The organism is Candidatus Babeliales bacterium (assembly GCA_040879965.1).
Taxonomy (GTDB): domain Bacteria; phylum Babelota; class Babeliae; order Babelales; family JACPOV01; genus JBBDJI01.
The window spans coordinates 1-18,420 of record JBBDJI010000010.1 but is presented as its reverse complement, the minus strand read 5'-3'; the positions used below and the strand labels follow the sequence as shown (position 1 = coordinate 18,420).

The following is an 18,420-nucleotide window of genomic DNA, read 5'->3' as shown; positions in this document are numbered from 1 at the left end:
GATCGACGATTTCTTTATCGGTGTCCATTGCTGGGATGAATGTTCCTCCAGGTTGTTTTACTAGGTAGATTGTTTTCATTTTAATTTGTTAAAAAACCTTCTTAATAAATAACCGCGAACAAATGAGGCTATAAAAAACACTATTGTAATTAATATATTTTGATTAACACTTACTTCTATTTCAAGTGCTGGATAAATTACTAACTGTATGCAAAACGAAACCAAAAGCCCTACAGCTACATTTGTAATGCTTTCAACTGCACTCATTTTTTTTGATTGTTTTTTCATCCCTCTATTTTTAATTATTTAAACTGTTTACAATATCTTCACTCATAACCTTGTATTTGTGAATGTTTTTCGGATCCGTTGTCTTGTCAGCATAACGAACTTTAGCATCTGGATAGTGTTTTTTCAATGCTTCAAATAGCTTTTTAGCACCATCTTCAACATGAATAAACGTTTCTTTAAACGTCGGTTGTCCGTCAGGTTTAATACAATAGACAGTTCTTTTCACATCTATTTTACCGCTATCCTTCCAAAGGTAAAAGTCTTTTATTACTCTGATTTCTTTCATTTCCTATAACTTTTTGCATCACTTCCAACTCCTAACATTACTTAGCGAATTCAAAAGGGATTTCTTGACTAATCAATTTATCAAAAGACAATCTTATTGCTTTCTCCTGGCACAATTCAAACCAAACTTCTTTTTTCGTTTTCTTTTGTCTAGTCATTTCGCAAATTCTATGCTTATCATTTACTTCGTTTCCAGCTTCTTTTTTTATATTATTTTGTTCGTCTACCGATAAATCAATGTAATTAAATTCTTTCAATGATTCATAAATAATTCGAACAGGAACTAATCCAAAATATAGTTTTTTTTCTTTTTTGTAATTATCAAAAAATGGAGCTAAAGTTTGATCAAAAAATTCACTTTTTAATTTCCTTACTTTCTCTGGATTTGGTGTTTTATTCTGTTCCTCTAAATCTTTTTGTCGTTGTTGCTCAATCATGTACTCTTTTGCTATTCGCATACGGTATTCAATGTATGCTCTTAAAATTTCCGATAAGTATTTACATGAAAAATAACCAAAGTGATTTGTTTCGGCTTCAAATTCGCCTTTCAAAGCTAACTCAAACGCTATTTTTATCTCACTTACTGAATAACTTGAATAATTATCTTTAATATAAGTAACTAAAACATGAAATTCTTCACGGCTCGGAATATTTTGAAGCCCAACCATGACAAAAATATATTTCAATGTGCTTTTTAGTAACTCATCGTTTTCAGTATTAAATATTTTTACCTCGTTAAACGCTTTTATTACTTTGCTTTTAGAGGTCTCTAAGTTGGTTAAGTCTTTGTTCGTTTTTGCTAATTCCATCGTTATTGTTTTTAGTTAAATTATTCATCCATTCAGCTTCAAATCCTTTCCAGTCTTTTGCTACTGCTAAAGCTATACATTCGTTTGGGTCTCTTCCTGATTTTTCAATTTGGTTTTTTATTCTTGTAAATGATGTTTTGGTGTTTACAGCATTCTTTGCTTTTCTGACTTTCATCCAGTCGATAGCAATTTCTTCATTCACTCCTAAATCGATTAAAGATTGTTTAAAATTAAATACTAACTTCTTTTTACTTTTATCTAAATTTATACTTCTATCTTCATTTTCATTTTCATTTCTATATAGTTCAAACAAGTGTTTGAACATGTGTTTAAACACTTGTTCATTTTTTAAGTCAATAGAGTAATCAAAATTGTCTTTTACAAAATCTCTAAGATTATTGTTTTTGTACTCTTTTGTGTGGTGTTTAGCCATGTAGCGCATCACATAAGAAACTTTTCCAGCTGTTGATCTTTTGTTTTTAAAAGATTCTCGAGACCTTAAAATGTTTTCCATTTTTGGATTTGTTAAACGACCATTTTCTTTTTGTTCAAATTTTTGTTTGAACACTTGTTCGAACACTTGTTCAAATCTTTTGTACTCAGAAAATTTAACATTTGCTAAAGTGGCTAATTTTTCAATGTCGTTTGGAAGATCTTCTTTATCGAAATTGTGAAGCAATAAGTTTAGATACCAGCCCCGAACGTCTGCGTCCATTTCGGCTGTACTTTTTAACCAATCACCTATAAAGAATAGTACTGCTGGGTCTGAGTTCATAAAATGCAAATTTTTTAAAAAGCGAATCCCTTACCTGTTAGCCGTGGGGTGCTAACAAAGTAAAGGATTCTAATAAAGTTTTTTCTGATATTCCCCACGAATATGATAAAGCAAATATAACGCTTTTTATTTAATAATTGGTTGTTTTAGAAAAGTTTAATCAAACTCAAAACTAATCATTCAAACCATCCTTAACACAAACCTGCAAATAAGCCGCTTTTGTTCCATGTATAAGCTCGACAACCTCCAAATCTAATTGATTGAGTAATCTTTGCATACTTTTTTCTGTTACTTGCTTGTTTTGTGGTACTAAGAATGTACAGTTGTACAATAATCCACCGCTTTCAAATTCAACAACCTTAATATTTCTGAAATCGTTTTCAAAAAGTAATTCTTCTAATTGTTCTTGTAGATTCATATTTGTTTTTATTATTAATATTTCAACAAATATAACTATTTATAACTAATAATTAATAAAAAAGATTAATTTAGAATTAGTCTAAATAAAAAAAGCCCGCCATTAAGACGAGCTTTTTTCACTACTAATTAAACAAATAATCCAACAAATATATGAAGATACAAGGCAAATATAGTAAAATTATGCTACAATATCTTTTATCCGAGTGTTTAACTGTTTATTTTTATAATCGTTTAGTATTGGAATAAGTGTACAAACATCTAATTTAGGGTCTTGAAATAGCATATTTGGAACGGTTTTAAAGAACCTATCTCGAGAAGATATACAATTATATCCATCAGTATCAACACCGTCAATATACAACGTGTTATTAGTGTATTTTTTCAGATCTTTTTTAATTTTCAATAGTGAGTTATAAATAAAACCATCTACATTTTTCTTAACATTACTCAAAGGTAGTTGTTTAAATAGTTCAGTTTTCCAAGCCATGTTTAACCTACAAGGGTGCAAATAATACCGTTCGTTTGGTTTCCAAAGAATCGTTTTGTCGAGCCTAAACGAGTACCAATAGCCCCTATTTTCATCGTAATAATCGTAACCTTTGTTAATTTTATTAAAAGATTGTTGAATCCTTTTTGAATGAGGCAAACAATCGCCAGCTTGCAAAATAAAACACTTACTATCACTACTATTTTCAGCTATCAAAGTCCATTTTTTAGCTAATGGAATCCATTCTTTTAAAGGTGCATAAATAATCTTTACACAGCCCGCTTTTTTCAGTCTTTTTTCATAGGTTTCTAGCACCTTTTGAGATAGCATATTTTCTGTTTGCTCTTCACAAACAATTAATTCCCATTTACACGTTGTTTTTTGCTTACAAAGCCCCTCCAAAGCAAGCGTTGCAATTTGACCCATATTATACAAAGGTATACCAACCGTTACATCTACTTTCATTTATTTACTTATTAATGGATGAATTTTTCTCTCAATTGGGTGCATAACGCTCTCATGATTTCCATGATAACACAGTGATTTACTCGGCAAATACATAGGTATTCGCTTTCTTCTCATTTGAGATGTCAATTGCATACCAACGCCACTACTTTTATTTGGACGGTCAAAATAGCCTTCATGTGGCTTTTTAACAACGATTTGTTCTAATGTTCTTCTGTTGGTCAAACCACCACAATCAAAAAAACCAAAATCAGTAAAATTAATGTCATCTATTTTAAAGGTGTTGTTTAAGCGTTTTTGAGCGCCCCAACAACTATTTCTACCATCATATATGATAGAGCAAGCAAATGGCGCATCTGTGAATCTCTCAGACACCTTTTTAATTACATCTAGGTTTAGATTATGTACATCGTCTGGTAAAATCAAATAATTATCTTCATTTGTTGACAGCAAATATTGTCGTGCAATTTCCCAACGCATCCAAAACTTTTCTTTTCCAAACGTTTCTTTACTATCAATTGTAAAAACATCTATACCGTTAAGTTCGTTAATTAGATTTTCAAGCATTTGCTCGCGTCCTGGAGAAGAAAAAACAACCGCTTTCATTTCATTTTAAAAATTAGGTTTGCAATTTCTCCTTGAATAATAGCTTTTTTACTTTCTGTACCGTGAATAGTATTGTGTAGTGGTACAACTTGATCTTTAATGTAGCCGTAACCATGCTTTAAACAAACTATTTTTTTACCCTCAGATTTAGCGTACCATGAAAATATAAGGTCACTCATTTTTTGATACTTCGATTCATGCAAGTTTTTAGGATGAAAATAATCTGTTCGAAAAGCACAAACCCCTGTACCAGCAACGTCAATTTCAACATCTGAATTTGTTTTACCTAAACAACTAAAAACAGTATGACCACTATAATAAAGTCGGTTAATTCCAATTAAAATACGCCCATGATATGTAACTATACATTTGTGTTTTTCAATTGCTTTTATAGTGTCTTTAATGTAAGTTGGTGGATAAATAATATCATCATCACAAGAAAAGAAATAAACATCTTTTTTAAGGCTTTTTAATGGCAAAAACTTGGCATTATCAGTATAGTTAATACCGTTTTCATCGTTGTTATAAACGTGAATTTCCATATCTTCTACTTGACCTCGCAAAGACTTAAGCGTTTTCTCTAAGTAGTTTTTTCGACTACTCATCGTCGCTATTCCAATAATTACCTTCATTTAGCAGTTTGATTTTCTTCGATTTCTAAACCTATCTGTAAATCGAATATTTAATGTCTCATCTCTTGTTGTTGCATACTGGTCGGGATCCTCAATTTCTTCTAATCGAATTGGTAAACCATTGTAGTCTTCATAACTATGATTATTGCCATTGTAATCGTAGGCAAACATTTCATCGGCAAATAAATGATAGTTAATAATCTCATTTGTGATACAGTCAGGGGCTAATAACACTTGACATGAATAGCTTTGTATTTGCTCACTTGTAATACCTTCTACTTTATCACTACCCGAGTAAGTAAGCTCTTCATTTTCTTGCGTTGTTCTTCTGCGTCCAAAGAATCCGTTAAAACGTATTGAATTTTCCCAATTAAGATCTTTGTAGTCCATATCATTAAATTTCAAATACGAGTTCATTACCGTGTCGATTCTCGCTGTTTTATCGGCAAGTATTGGGTCAAACTCCATTAACTTAAATGTACTTGTATAATTAGTTACAGTATCCCCAAGTGTTGTATAATCAAGTTTTATTCGATATTGACCTCCACCGTGTGCAATCAATACTTTTCGCCACTCCAATTTATAACCGAAATAGTCAGGACGGTCAGTAATACTTCCGAAATCAAAGAGCTCGCCATAGGTATTATTGTCTAAAGCAAATTCATTTCCAGAACCTCCACCATCTTTTTCAAGTGTTAATTCCATAGTGTCGGATGGTAGCACTCTTTTAAATAAATGAGACTTAAAGTCATTTCTTCTCTTCTCAGTAGATGAACTATCAGCAAATGCGTAATTCTCAAAGCAGCATGATTCAAAACCTCTATCATCCCCTAATTGTGGAGTAAATGGTTTTATAATAGTTCCAAGTCTTTTTGTAAGTGTTCCCGTGCATCCAGCAGGAGCTAAACAAGTAACCTCTCCATGCCCTTGTTCTGGAATTTTACTTAAAAAAGCTTGATTTGTGTGATTTTGAACATCAGTTTTGCTAACTGATCCTGTAAGACCTTCAGACTCTTCTAGTTTATAAGACTCATAAAGAAAAGAGCATTTGCTAGAATCTAAAACATATCTGTGATATCTTCGATTATTTGTTCCTGTATCCCCGCTAACATAATGATCAACTTGAATAATCATTTCAAAATCTTTCTCAAAGTCAATTTCCATAAAGAACGGACATCTAGGAGTGTTTCCCGACCATCCTTGTTGAACACCTATATCCGTCCAAGTTTCGGCTCTATCTATTCCAATACCTATATTGTCGAGTATTCCATAGTTTGAGCCTGTTAATGTACCAACAGCAGACCCTCTTTGAACACCCGTATAGTCGGTAAATTCAAGACCCATCATTTGAGTAAGTGGATTATATGAGTTTATAAGACCACTAGCGCTAACGTTGTCAATAGTGGTATTTCCAGCGGCATCCGTTGTTGTCAATGTTTCAGCAAAATCTAAATTTGTACCCGATTGATAAGTAGGAACAATTTCGCTTGAAAAATCTGATGTTAAAACAGTAACATTTTCAATTTTAAGAGTTATCAACTCCATTCGCACCATATAATCACTAGGAGCGGCAACAACGGTGTTGTAAAACCTGTTTATGTAGAAATACCTTTTATCAACCATTATGCGTATTTTTTAACTGTTATTACGTTGTAGTAGGCTGGCGTTGATGTACTACCTCTTAACACCCCATTAGCGTTTGAACCCGCAGACCTAGTGGTTAAATTAATAGTCGATTTTGAGCCACAAAAAACATCAACAGAATCCCCCGGAGCAACAGCTTTTGAAAATTCAATTTCCCATTTACCAGTATCTAAATCACTAAAACCACTTAAAAAGAATGATCCTATATCATTGTACCCCGCCGTTATAGTTAACCCAGTGTTCACATACTCATTTATTACGGGGGCATCCGTTCCGCTTTGCGTTAATTGTGCTTTATAAACAACCTCTCCATCACTTTGTACGAACTCATCAATAATATCAAATAACAACCCTTTATTAACCTCTGGAGTTAATGAATTATCTGCTGCTGAATTTGTCAGAACACTTGCTATACTTGCTTTTAAACTTGAAATACTCATTTTATTTTATTTTTTAATTATTATTAACCATACTGTTTTGAATACGCTTCTGTATACCCTTCTGTATATCCACCATCTCCACCTGTGGGCACATCTTTACACCAAACTCTTGAAGATACTTTATATTGTAAATTTGCGGGCAACCTATTAAAATCTATTCTACATTTCACCACCAACTTATCAACCCCATCATTAACTATTGTCGCTAATGTTTCACCAACCAAAGGAACTAAAGGATTTGAATCCATATGAGGGCGTAAAGTGCTTATTCTGTATATTCCAAACAAACTACCTTCTTGGTAAGCCTCTAATCTTATTTCGCCAACATGATCTGCTGCATCAACTGATCCTGTTAAGTTCTTATGTATACCGTTTATTTCGGTGTAGTCATCATTTAAAATAGCGTTACTTGTAGTGTCAATTGCTAAATCTTGACCAGTTGGATTGTAATGTTTTATTGAGTTTTCCCAAACAGCAGCATCATAATCGTAATCTTTTACTTCAAATGGAAATTCATTTCTATACGTTAAATCTTCTCCATCAACTGTAACGTCTGAATATACAACGTAATTTACAGACCAATCAGCAAGCAAATCTTTTGGAGCTAAATCTTGATTTTTACCGTTGTTTAGTTCGTTTGTGTCAAAGAAATCATTTGAAACGCTTAAGTTCTGAATGTAATCCTCCCAACGAACAGCAAAAGCAAACTCTAAATTATACGCGCTTAAAGTTGGTGTGTCACCTCCTAAATATCTACTTATCTTAACAAAATTCTCTTCGCTTCCTATTTTCAGTTGAAACCCTCTTGTTTTATCAACATTTATTTGTTGAACACCATTAATCACAGGGTAAAGATTTTGATCGCTTGTGTTTATCACATATGAATCAACTTCAAATCTATCTTGAGTAACATTGTTAACAACTTCTAATTTAATCGTTAATTGGTTTAAAAACTCACTCTCGTAGGCAACTCTTATGATATTTTTAGACCGAATAATATCTTCTACATAAGAAACTAAAGGATTTGAAGGTGTTGAATTAATATTAAATGGGTGTTCATAAAATATATTTTCAACTCTATATGGCCCAGCACCTTCTTCAATGCAAATAAACTCATTAATATCACAAACTACATTTGATAATGTTGTGAATTTAGTATCTAGACCTGGGTTACTAGTGGCAATCATTACCATGTATCTTTTATCCCCATCTTGTCTGTTTTTCATATACTCACGAAAAGCAGCGTTTGGCATCCATGTACCAACTATTGAGAAGTAACCAGGCTGACTAAAAATAATTACATCCCCCATATCCATTCTAGCACCGTCTTTATTTTCTTTACCTTGAATAATACCGCTATTACCACCAACGCTTAATAATGCGCCGCTATTTCTACAACTATGAAGTAGATTGTCAAAGTTGTTGAAATCTGCTACATTCTCATACTCATTAGCGTCATTTGGCAAATAAAAAAAGTGAATCTTAAACTTTACATCTGTGTCGCCGCCTTGTGGATGGTTTATTTTATAGATAAAAGAAGTGTCTCCGCAAGAATTTATAGCTTGTACTGTTTGCCCTTGTGTGTCATAAAGAAGATCGTCAAATGAGTAAGGAGAAGGTAATCCATTGTAATTCTCGTTTAAATACCCAACGTTTCCAAGTTGAGCCGCCGCATTTGCATCTAATTTTACCCCTACATTTTGATCATTGTAGTCGGGAAAAACCTTCATTTCAATCCAATCCGTTAAACTTTCTTGATTCTCAAACCACTCAGGAGAAGTAATGTTTCCAAGCTCTAAGTCTTGTGAGTTTTCAAATAACCCCCAAACCTCAAATATATGAGTAACAACTAGTATTATTTGATCGTCGGTATTTTTCTCTATATATTTTACTTTTGGATAAGTGTCTATTTCATTTGATCCAGACTTGTTGTATAATTTAGTAAAAGATTGATTTAGTGTCGTTATATCACTCCATGAAGTTCGGTAAACTTGCGCTGTACCGTCTATTATAGAGTTAATAGAACCCCCTTGTATTTCGGTGTTTGGAATAAGGTTAAACTTAAACTCAGCGCCTTCAAAAGCTCCTTGATAAATTAAAGATGCGAACGTTGCGTATTTAGCTCCAGGCTCAAATGGTTCTGTTGGATAAAAACCAGGTTTAATATCAGGATTTAACCCTGTATTAGTCCTAAGAATTACCGTATTATTTGTTATTTGAATTATTTGTAGCGTTACGCTATAATTATCTGTTACTGTGCCGTTAAATATTTCAGCTAAGAATAAGACGTACATACCAACCCCGAAGCCGTCATCTATCCAAGAGCCTTGTGTTCGCGTTAAAGTGTCGCCGTTTGATATTTGAATCTTATTTGTGGCATTACTAGTAAAGGTTACGCTAGCTTCAAAAGTATAATCTACTTGAACATACTGAGCAACGTTAGCAACTAACGTATCTGTCTTTTGCGAAGACCAAAGATTTGAAAACTCCTTTTTTTGTAGTATTAACGGCATATTACACTTCTTTTTTAATGCTTGCTATGAAATCATTCATCGGTTTTGAGTTTCCTTTTGAAATCTCTTCTTTAGCAATGTTAAATCTTTGATTGTGGTCCTGAATTTTATCTCTTTGCTCTTTTGTCATTTTGGACTTGGTATCATTCATAGTCTTATCTAAATGTCCGTAAAGCTGTGTTAATTTCTCATCAGCAACACCCGACAAGTCGTCAACTATTCCGAATAATGATTCTATTGATTTATACGCCTCCTTCATTGTAACTTATTTTTAAATTATCTGTATAAATTTCATTTACTCTATAGTCAAAAGTGGCTGTATTTTTACGTATAGCCCATTTAATTGTTTCTATCTTACCTTCTTTAGAATCACTTGTTTTAAAGAAGTTGTTGTCTAGCAAATTTACTAAATTATTTAAGCAAAAAGGAACTTTGTGTTCGTTAAATAGCAAATACTGATTATGAACACCATCTATAGGTACAAATGATTTTGATTTATGAAACTCCCAAAGTTTTTTAGCTGCAAGTATCGATCTTTGATTTTGTGCTAATTTTGAACCTTGCATAGCAATTAGTCGAGGCGTTCCAATGTAATGAGAAGACATAAGTAAAGAGCCTTTTCTATCCTCTATTTTAGATGCGTAAGCTGTGCCAGCTCCAAAAATACCCGTCACTTTATCTATTATTTTAGCAGCACTTTTTAGCGCTTTTTCAAAAGGTTCTAGCCCTTGCTTTTCAACACCTAAAGAAAATGGTAGTCTTATTTCTTCAAGCCCTTTAATGTTTTTATACTTTTTATTATCAATAGTTATAGCATCAGTAACCGCTTGATAATTGATACCTTTGTAATTTCTAAGTGTGTTTTGATCGTTTTGATCGGTTGCATAAGTGATAAAATAGTTAGATTTTAATTCACTTGTGTTCAAAGTGTAGTCATTTCTTAAATCTTCTTGATTTTGGTAGGTGTTAGGTAAAGTATAAGTCGATATATTTTGCCAATAACTTGATTGGTCAAACCTAAAAACACCGTCTTTTATTTTATAATCAGCATTGAACATCTCTTTCATTACCGATATAAACCCATCGCCCCTATAAACAGCTTCTCCATTAGTTGGAACACCAAGCTCAAACTCTTCACCTCCTATCACATCTTTTTGAGGTAAATACACAGCCGAGCCCCAAAACCCATCCATAATAGTGGATTCAAATGTAAGATCAAGTTTTTGACAAAACACCTCAAACATCCTTTTTAAAGTCATCCCTAAATGAAAACGTTTTCTAGGAAAATATTGTTCTAAAAGTTGTTTTGATAATTCAATTACAGCAACAACCATTAAGATAATGATTGCTATATTCATAAGCACCGTTAGAATTGTTTGAATAACGTCACCAATATCAAGCGTAACACCAGCCCCAACATTTGGAGTAGCGGCATTAATTGTCCATGAAATAAGCTCTACTAGTCGCTTAACAGCCTCCACAGTCTCTTTAACCATCAAATAACCACTAATAATAATTGTTATAACTTCTGCATTATCTGGAACATAATTAATAATGTATGGAACCTGTATAAAATCACTAGTTTTTACTATTCCTTCGGCATAAAGTGAAGCAAAAGAAAAAGACCCCGCAACATCTGAGAGCCAGTCCACGCTTTGCGCTTTTTTAATTTTAGCTTTTACACTATCACAGCCTTTCCATACAGCGCCGTCAGATAAGTCAACGTAGCCATCTAATACGTCAATAGTGTTGTTGTCTCCTTGCGCTGAAATTTGAAAAGGAACGCCCTCAAAAACACCAACGCCACCACTTAATCCACTATCTCTCTTAGCCCTTAATATTTCATTTGCTTTTTTTACAAATGTAGCATCATCAATTTTTACCTCTAATTCGTTTTGATCTCCTGTAAAATCAATATTTATTTCTAATCCCTCCCATTCTTGAAAAGGTGTTACCGTTTGACCGTCGAGCTTAAATGTTAGTTGATTTTCCATTATATTCTCACTCTTTTAGTTTTACTAGTAGTCTTATTACCCTCCACTTTAGTAGTGATAATGTCGACATAATTTTCAAGTGCTTGCTGAATTTTAACATCTGTTAAACTTTCCTTGCTTTTCACGTCTTTTCGAAGGTTTTTAATCTCATGTATCAATTCTGAGTTATCCGGTACAACTTCTTTTTGAGGCTGTGAAACAAACGCGTATTGATCGGAATTAAATAAATCACCTCCGATTGGACCACGACCTAAAGTGTCTTTTAATTTGTAGAAATTCGTTTTACCAAAGTTCATCATTTCTTTAACTGAAAATATACCTTCTTGACCCTCCACTTTTATCGGTATGCCTCCAGATTTAGCCCTATGGCTATCGCCTTTAAATATACCATTACTAGGTAGTTTATCTTCAACAACACCACCATCACCAAACACCGCTGCAATACCTTCTATTTTTGCCATATCTGCAAGCGCTTTACTAAGTGGATTATCAGCGCCACTTTGAGCGTAAGAACTCGTTAAATCATAAAGCACTTCAAGTTTTTTAAGTCGTTGTTGTTGTTTTTCGATTTCTTGTAACCTAGCTTGTTGTTCGGCAAGTGCTGCCTCTTCAAATGCAAGCGAATTACTTAATCCATCTTCAGCAAGTTCTTGTTGTTTTTCGATTTGCGTTTTTGTTCCTTCTATTTCCTCTTCTTGCTTTTCTTTTTTCTCTTCTTGGGTTTTATTTAGTTGTTCAAATGCTTGCTTAGCTGCAAAATCTGTGAACTCCTGAATGGCTTGTTTCATTTCCTCCATTCGCTGTTTGTCTCTTGCGAGAGCTTCGTCTTTTAATTGGTTTTCTTTTTCGATAAGGGTTTTTGATAACTGTAATTTCTTTTCTGAAAGCTTGTTTTCAATATCAATTACATCAACCCCGTAAAGCTCGTACATATGTTTTCGAGTATTCAAAGAGTCTATTTCAGCTATTAATCTTTGATTAGCTGCATCTTCAGCGCTTAATATCCCTTCTCTTTCGGCATCATTTATAGCTGTTTGTCTTTCAATTAAAGCTCGCTCAATTTTTTCTGTCTCTTGCTTTAACTCCTCTTCATTTATTTGCTCTTGAGTTTTTAACAGCTCAGGATCTGAATAGCGCCCCTCTCGAAGTAGTTTATTTATCTCTTTAATTTCTAACTTTAATTTTTTAGCCTTATTGGTGGTTTTATCAGTAGAGCCACCAAAACCATCCATCTCTTCAGTTAAATTCTCTTCTGTTTCTAATAGGTTTAAATTCTCGCCCGCTAAAATAGCTAACAATCTTTTGATTTCTTTTAACCTCGCTATCTGGCTAGTCGTTGTGATTGTCTCGTTACGACCTCTTGCAATCACTTGTTCGGCGTATTTGTGATCCATATTTATAACCTCACCTAACTGTCTTAAGCTGTGTTCATATTGCTCTTGGCTTCCACCAAGCTTTAAACGCATATCTAACTGCTTTTTTAAAGCCATTTTACCACGATTAAAAGCCGCTTCTCTATCACCTTCTAAGCTTTTCTCAATCTCTATTTGCTCAACTAATAGTTTACCTATCTCTGTTTCATTTTGTTTTAATAGAATTTCTTCTTTTTTAGATTTTATATAGTTGTCAACCGCCAAAGTTAATTGGTCCATAAATTTAGCTTCATCTTGAATGTTTTGAAGCGTTGTGCCATATTCTTTATTAATTAGCTTTATCAGTCTTTCCCTGTCTTCGCTTTGCTTATTTGTTTGTTTGAGTTGCTCAATTAATGAAACAAATCTACCTGTAGCGTTTTCAAGTTGCCTATTCATATCTTCTTGAAGCCGCTTTTCTTCCTCGAGTTGTGCGGTTCTTTTCTTTTCCGCTTCCGTGGATTCATCAGCGGCATCAGAAGACCTATATAGCCACATAACAACTTCTGTCAACCCAGCTATTATAGCGACAAAAGGTATTCTTTTCATAGCTGAACCAAAACCTTTTACGGCTGTTGTTCCAGACTTTAGCCCTCTAATCATAGCGGGTATCCCGTTAATCATTTTACTTAACCCACCATTAAATATAAAATTAGCGGCGGCGGCGGCTTGCGTTCTAATTCTCCATAAAACAAAGTAGCCTATAATCCTTGGAATCATACCTAAAAGCACGTCTATATTGTTGGCTAAAAACTCAATAACACTTTTAAGAAAACTAGAGGCGTCTGCGCTTTCAGATAGATTTATAATATAACCTTGCCATGCACTATTTAATAATTGAAGCTTACCATTAACAGTGTCAAGCCTTTTCTCTGCCATGTCGGTTAGCTCAGAATTAACGCCCGTTATACTATCCCTTAAATCAACTAATGAATCCGAACCATCAATAAAGGTTTGAAATGCTGCAACCGATCGCTTATCTGTAAGCTCTAGCGCTTCACTAAGATTAATTCCTTTTGCTTGTAACTCTTGAAGTCCAGCGCTTAAGTCGTCAGCGCTTTTGATTGGCCTACCTAGTTGCTTAGCTAAATCACCATTTGCATCAGCAAGCTTCAAAAGTATATTTCTAGTTGCCGTTGCTGAACTTGACGCATCAAATCCACTATTTGCAAGTTGACCTAGTAATGCGGTTGTATCTTCGACGCTAAATCCAAACGCCTTTGCAACTGGGGCAACTGTTGAAAGACCCGTTTCTAAAGCTCCGAAATCTAATGCCGTTTTCGTTGTTGCAACACCTAAAGTGGATACAACATTTTGCATTTCTGAAGCTGGAAGCTGGAAAGCTCTCAATGCAGAACCAGCCACTTTTGCTGCGCTTGGAAGGTCGGCCCCCGTTGCCGCCGCAAAATCAAGTATTGAAGCTGTTGATTGCTCAATCTCTGGAATACTAAATCCAAGTTTAGCTAATTCTGTTTGTAGCGCTGTTGCTTCCGATGCTGTAAATTGAGTTGTTGCACCGAGTTCTTTTGCTTGGTCGTTTAATACTTTTAATTCACCCGCTGTTTTTCCAGAGATAGCTCCTAAATCTGCTACAGCTTGATCGAAATCTCGAACAACATTTAAAACGTTACCCATTAATCGAACACCTCCAGCTATACCCAATCCAATACCAAATTGAGATATTACATTGTTCGCCGACTGTAAAGCACTTTTGTAGTTACCAACATTTCTATGGCTACGACCAATAGCGGCATCATGTTTTTTAAGGGAATCAGTATTAGCGTTGATTTTGTTAGTCATCCGCTGGTACTCCTTTTGACCTTGTTTTGTTCTAAGGTCTAAGTTTTGACGAGATTTGTTTAATCGATTAGTTTTAATTATTAACTCCTGAATTGAGCCAGCTTGTACTTTTTCAGTCTTTACTAAATCTCTAAGCGCTTTATTTTGTCGCTTAGTGGCTTCCATTTGAGCTATCCTTTGTTTGCGCTCATTGAAAGTTAAATCGTTTAGTTTTTTAGATGTGGTTCCAGCTACTTTTTTAGTCTTTATAAGTGCGTCGTGTTGTTTTTTTAGCTTATTCATCGACTGAGTAAGCTCTTCAATCTTTTTACGATCTTGTTCGTTAGATGGGCTTAATTTTCCTGCATCAGCTTTTAGTTCCGAAGCTCTTTTTTTGATTTCATCTACCGCGTCAATGTAAATCTTTTCGAATTTTACAATTGATTCAATTGCTTTTTGAATACCGCCGTCATCGACAACTAACTCACTATATTTAATCGGATTTACCGCCATTTTTAGAACTTTGCTTTTTAACAAGCCGTATCAATGAATAAAACTCATGTACGGTCATTTTTTTAACAATAATCCCTGGCGTGTGTTTCTGTAAGCTATGACAAAACTCCTCAAAATCATTAATCGAGCTTATTTGCTCTCTTTCTGTATCTTTTGGTTTGAATTGCTCTAACAAATATCTATCTATTTTATCAATTATCGAAGTGTTTTCGCTTTTTTCTTTTAGAATTGTGTCAGCAAGCACGTTTAGCCTACGTAATTTCTCACTATAAATGTTCTTAGCGGCCCCATCATTGAAACCTAAATCTGGAAAGAATTTTTTAAGTTGAGTTTCTACTTTTTTTTTACTTCAGAAAGTGCTTCTTGAAGTTTACCCTGCGTAAGTCCCGCGTCATTCATCTTTTTTATAAGCTCGGTTAGGTCATCTTTTTTGAATGATTTACACGATTTACCATTAAACGACTTCACAAGTATTGCAAATGAATAATGAGATGGATTGTTTTCTTGGATAATATTCCAAATATTCAGTCTCATGTTTTTTATTTCTTGTGCCGATTCAACATACAAGCCTTTTGATAATAACTGAATAGTTTTTGACATCTTTTGATCGTACTCCTGAATAGTTGAGCCTAATTCAGCATCCAACATCAAATATCTTTGAAAAGCGTTATAACGATCAATTAACACCTCATCAATTGAATCAAATAGTTCAATTACACAACCGTTTACTTTTAACTTCATTTTGAAAAAATTAAATAAGTGATTGTAAATGATGCTGGAAAAGCAAGTAAATAAAATGGGTCGTATATTCCAACTCCAATATAGGTAAAGATATTGAGCCAAAAAGCGGTGCATACCTTACAATTAAGCACGGTGTTAAATACTTTAAATCCATTTACTGATATGTATTCAATTAATCCTAATTTGTAGGCTACTGTATAAATAAAACCTATACATAGAGCTGAATATGTAGCTAAAAATAATACTTCGTTTAGTTCTTTCATCTTGTTTGGTTTTGTGTAAAATTAATAAATATTAGGTGGATAGGTTGGTTTCTTACTCAAAATGATATTCTTTATTTGATTCAGCGCAGTTGTTAAGTTGTTCGTGCGTCTGTATACTGTCTTTCTCCAGCGCATCTATTCTGATTTGCTTGGCGTTTTCGGAGTGGATTTGGTTGGATAGAATAACAGTGCAAACACCTATTAAAATAACCGTTACAATAAATGACCACATCATATTTGTTTTTATTTCTTTCATGCTAGTTGGTTTTAGTAAATGTCAACTCACTATCATTACAAGGATGATCTGTCACCGTTCCGTTATCCCATAATATTTTATAGTAGTCTATAGATGGATAAACAATCACCACGTCAGTACCTCCTTTAATGTTGGGGGCTTGGGTTTTTTTAGTCGTGTAAAATAAATACTTATCTATTATCTTTCCTTTTAATATTTTCTCTTCAGAGTGGTGCGGATTTTCTCTTTCCCAATCTATTTTTTCTACTAATATTTTTTGTTGTACGCATATATCTTCTCTCATACCTCCAATTTTTTACCAGTTAATATTGCTTCTAATTCATCTATAAACTCATTGATAGCCTTAAGTCTTACAAGTGTCTTATCGGTTGGGTTTTCCATTCCTTGAGTTACTACTCCCTCTTGAATGTATGCGTCCTGCAATCTCTGCACCTCTACCAAAACATCTTTGAGTTTTTCGGCGTCCGATTTTCTCGGGGTAAACCTATTCTTTGCAGGCTTTAAACTCGCATAAGCTACTGTACGCATTTGACCGTTAATGTCTATTATAGCAGTTCTGTTGCCTTTCCACTCAGGGTTAATTTTTAGAACCCTTACTTCTACGCCTTTGTATAAGACTGTGTTGTTTTGTTGTATCATATCTATCTCTTTAAATTATACTCGTTAATAAATTTCTCTATTTTCACCGTCGAAGATGTCCGAAGTGATGAATCAGTGTCGTCTACTCTGAGCCATCTAAGAACAGCCGTTTGATTTGTTCCTGACAACGTGCCTAAATCGGTTTGCGATAAACCTGATTTATTGTAGGCTGCTTGTTTTTCGTTTTTAGTCATTTTGATTGTTAATAAACGTTTTAAAACCATCCAAGTACGTCTTATACTCTTTGATTTGAGCATCTGAATAACCCTCTTTTTTTCCGATTATCTCAAAATTTTCTAACCATTTATCAATGTCGTAATTATGACAGCCAATAGATACTTTTTTATTTCCAGTATATGTTAGTGGGTGTTTTGAGCCGTTAATGTATAAACTTGTTAAGATGCGTGCGCCACTCCCAATGCGTGCGTCACTCCCAATGCTTACGTCATATCCAATGCGTGCGCCATATCCAATGCGTGCGCCATATCCAATGCGTGCGTCATATCCAATGCTTATATTTTTCTTAATAAACTCATCCTTTAAATCTTCAATATCTTCATATTCAAAACTTTTCCAATTGTAGTTTTCTTCTTGTAAATACAATACTTTTTTCATATATTTTGTTTTAATTATTTCTTCAAAGATAATACAATTATTCATATATGAATAATATTAGACTAAAAATAACCTTATCAATAATGAATCTAAATAAGAAATACGAGTAAAACACCAACAATCAAACCCCCGACAACGCCCACAACTCCAATAATCCGCGTGCGTTTCAGCTTCCGTTCAAGTTTTTCTTTGCGAATAGTCATTTGTTTGAGGGCGTTGTCTAACTCATCAGTAATACTTACAAGTTCGTTTCGCTCAACAACAAGTCTACCTATTAACTCACGTGCTGAAATAAGGCGTGTTTCGATTTCGGAGGAGTATTCTTCGCAGGCTTTAAAATCAGCGAGTAAACGAATAGCATTACTTATCGTTGTAGAGTCGATTAAGCTCCCTTGTGAAATACTCCAACTGCTCATTTGCAGGCAGCATATAAATAGTATCAACAACTTTCTCATGTTTTATACGGATTTTAGTTTTTATTATCGTGTCGTGTTGGATATTCTCAAACTTCTTAAGCAAGCTATCTGTTACTTTGATACGCGTGTCGTTTATACCTTGCTTTACCCTTATGTCAATCGTATTATTTAAATGGCTAATATCAGCCTTTAAACGCTTGTTATTCTCATAGGTGAAATATGCCAAGGTTGTTAAGCCTGCAATAAGTATTAGCGATATTATGAGAAATGTATTTTTCATTTGGCTAAATTAAGAAAAATAAATTAATGTTTGGTAGTTCAAATAATTGAACTATATTTGTGGTCGGTTAACGTTGAGCGTATGAGTAGTAGCGGATTAGCGGATAATTCGCAAATGAGCCCAAAAAACAAAAAAATAGAAGTGAAAT

Annotated in this window: 21 protein-coding genes; all 21 read right to left on the bottom strand. The window is 33.9% G+C overall.

Features of this window, described 5'->3' with window-relative positions:
* Window positions 1-75 precede the first annotated feature (75 nt).
* The gene (locus WDZ41_01970) at window positions 76-288 is read right to left on the bottom strand and encodes a hypothetical protein (protein MEX0940100.1); all 213 of its coding nucleotides are present in this window, start codon (window positions 286-288) and stop codon (window positions 76-78) included.
* A 10-nt stretch (window positions 289-298) separates the two neighbouring features.
* Complete coding sequence (locus WDZ41_01965) at window positions 299-574, bottom strand: hypothetical protein (GenBank protein ID MEX0940099.1); 276 nt, start codon at window positions 572-574, stop codon at window positions 299-301.
* Window positions 575-611: 37 nt separating this feature from the next.
* Window positions 612-1,382 carry a hypothetical protein gene (locus WDZ41_01960; protein ID MEX0940098.1) on the bottom strand — a complete coding sequence of 257 codons (771 nt, stop codon included), beginning with the start codon at window positions 1,380-1,382 and terminating at the stop codon, window positions 612-614.
* Entirely contained in the window at window positions 1,333-2,157 is an 825-nt protein-coding gene (locus tag WDZ41_01955; protein MEX0940097.1) for a DUF1376 domain-containing protein, read from the bottom strand. Before WDZ41_01955 ends, WDZ41_01960 begins: the two co-directional genes overlap by 50 nt.
* Before the next feature lie 172 nt (window positions 2,158-2,329).
* On the bottom strand, window positions 2,330-2,575 hold the full coding sequence (locus WDZ41_01950) for a hypothetical protein (GenBank protein MEX0940096.1): 246 nt from the start codon (window positions 2,573-2,575) through the stop codon (window positions 2,330-2,332).
* A 180-nt stretch (window positions 2,576-2,755) separates the two neighbouring features.
* A complete protein-coding gene (locus WDZ41_01945) occupies window positions 2,756-3,529 on the bottom strand; it encodes a hypothetical protein (protein MEX0940095.1) in 774 nt (257 codons plus the stop codon).
* Window positions 3,530-4,135 carry a hypothetical protein gene (locus tag WDZ41_01940; GenBank protein ID MEX0940094.1) on the bottom strand — a complete coding sequence of 202 codons (606 nt, stop codon included), beginning with the start codon at window positions 4,133-4,135 and terminating at the stop codon, window positions 3,530-3,532.
* Window positions 4,132-4,767 carry a hypothetical protein gene (locus WDZ41_01935; GenBank protein MEX0940093.1) on the bottom strand — a complete coding sequence of 212 codons (636 nt, stop codon included), beginning with the start codon at window positions 4,765-4,767 and terminating at the stop codon, window positions 4,132-4,134. Before WDZ41_01935 ends, WDZ41_01940 begins: the two co-directional genes overlap by 4 nt.
* The gene (locus WDZ41_01930; protein ID MEX0940092.1) at window positions 4,768-6,390 is read right to left on the bottom strand and encodes a hypothetical protein; all 1,623 of its coding nucleotides are present in this window, start codon (window positions 6,388-6,390) and stop codon (window positions 4,768-4,770) included.
* On the bottom strand, window positions 6,390-6,851 hold the full coding sequence (locus tag WDZ41_01925) for a hypothetical protein (GenBank protein MEX0940091.1): 462 nt from the start codon (window positions 6,849-6,851) through the stop codon (window positions 6,390-6,392). The genes WDZ41_01930 and WDZ41_01925 overlap by 1 nt, the downstream gene beginning before the upstream one ends.
* Window positions 6,852-6,874: 23 nt before the next feature.
* Entirely contained in the window at window positions 6,875-9,364 is a 2,490-nt protein-coding gene (locus WDZ41_01920; protein ID MEX0940090.1) for a hypothetical protein, read from the bottom strand.
* A 1-nt stretch (window position 9,365) separates the two neighbouring features.
* The gene (locus tag WDZ41_01915; protein MEX0940089.1) at window positions 9,366-9,623 is read right to left on the bottom strand and encodes a hypothetical protein; all 258 of its coding nucleotides are present in this window, start codon (window positions 9,621-9,623) and stop codon (window positions 9,366-9,368) included.
* On the bottom strand, window positions 9,607-11,358 hold the full coding sequence (locus tag WDZ41_01910; protein MEX0940088.1) for a hypothetical protein: 1,752 nt from the start codon (window positions 11,356-11,358) through the stop codon (window positions 9,607-9,609). Before WDZ41_01910 ends, WDZ41_01915 begins: the two co-directional genes overlap by 17 nt.
* Window positions 11,358-15,062, bottom strand: a complete 3,705-nt coding sequence (locus WDZ41_01905) for a phage tail tape measure protein (protein ID MEX0940087.1) — start codon at window positions 15,060-15,062, stop codon at window positions 11,358-11,360. Before WDZ41_01905 ends, WDZ41_01910 begins: the two co-directional genes overlap by 1 nt.
* The gene (locus WDZ41_01900; protein ID MEX0940086.1) at window positions 15,043-15,306 is read right to left on the bottom strand and encodes a hypothetical protein; all 264 of its coding nucleotides are present in this window, start codon (window positions 15,304-15,306) and stop codon (window positions 15,043-15,045) included. Before WDZ41_01900 ends, WDZ41_01905 begins: the two co-directional genes overlap by 20 nt.
* A gap of 89 nt (window positions 15,307-15,395) precedes the next feature.
* Window positions 15,396-15,803 carry a hypothetical protein gene (locus WDZ41_01895; protein MEX0940085.1) on the bottom strand — a complete coding sequence of 136 codons (408 nt, stop codon included), beginning with the start codon at window positions 15,801-15,803 and terminating at the stop codon, window positions 15,396-15,398.
* Between the two features lie 315 nt (window positions 15,804-16,118).
* Window positions 16,119-16,301, bottom strand: coding sequence for a hypothetical protein (locus WDZ41_01890; protein MEX0940084.1), 183 nt, complete (start codon window positions 16,299-16,301; stop codon window positions 16,119-16,121).
* Window positions 16,302-16,323: 22 nt separating this feature from the next.
* On the bottom strand, window positions 16,324-16,605 hold the full coding sequence (locus WDZ41_01885) for a hypothetical protein (GenBank protein ID MEX0940083.1): 282 nt from the start codon (window positions 16,603-16,605) through the stop codon (window positions 16,324-16,326).
* Window positions 16,602-16,961, bottom strand: coding sequence for a hypothetical protein (locus tag WDZ41_01880; GenBank protein ID MEX0940082.1), 360 nt, complete (start codon window positions 16,959-16,961; stop codon window positions 16,602-16,604). Before WDZ41_01880 ends, WDZ41_01885 begins: the two co-directional genes overlap by 4 nt.
* Before the next feature lie 186 nt (window positions 16,962-17,147).
* Window positions 17,148-17,576, bottom strand: a complete 429-nt coding sequence (locus WDZ41_01875) for a hypothetical protein (GenBank protein MEX0940081.1) — start codon at window positions 17,574-17,576, stop codon at window positions 17,148-17,150.
* An 89-nt stretch (window positions 17,577-17,665) separates the two neighbouring features.
* On the bottom strand, window positions 17,666-18,031 hold the full coding sequence (locus WDZ41_01870) for a hypothetical protein (protein MEX0940080.1): 366 nt from the start codon (window positions 18,029-18,031) through the stop codon (window positions 17,666-17,668).
* Window positions 18,032-18,420 lie beyond the last annotated feature (389 nt).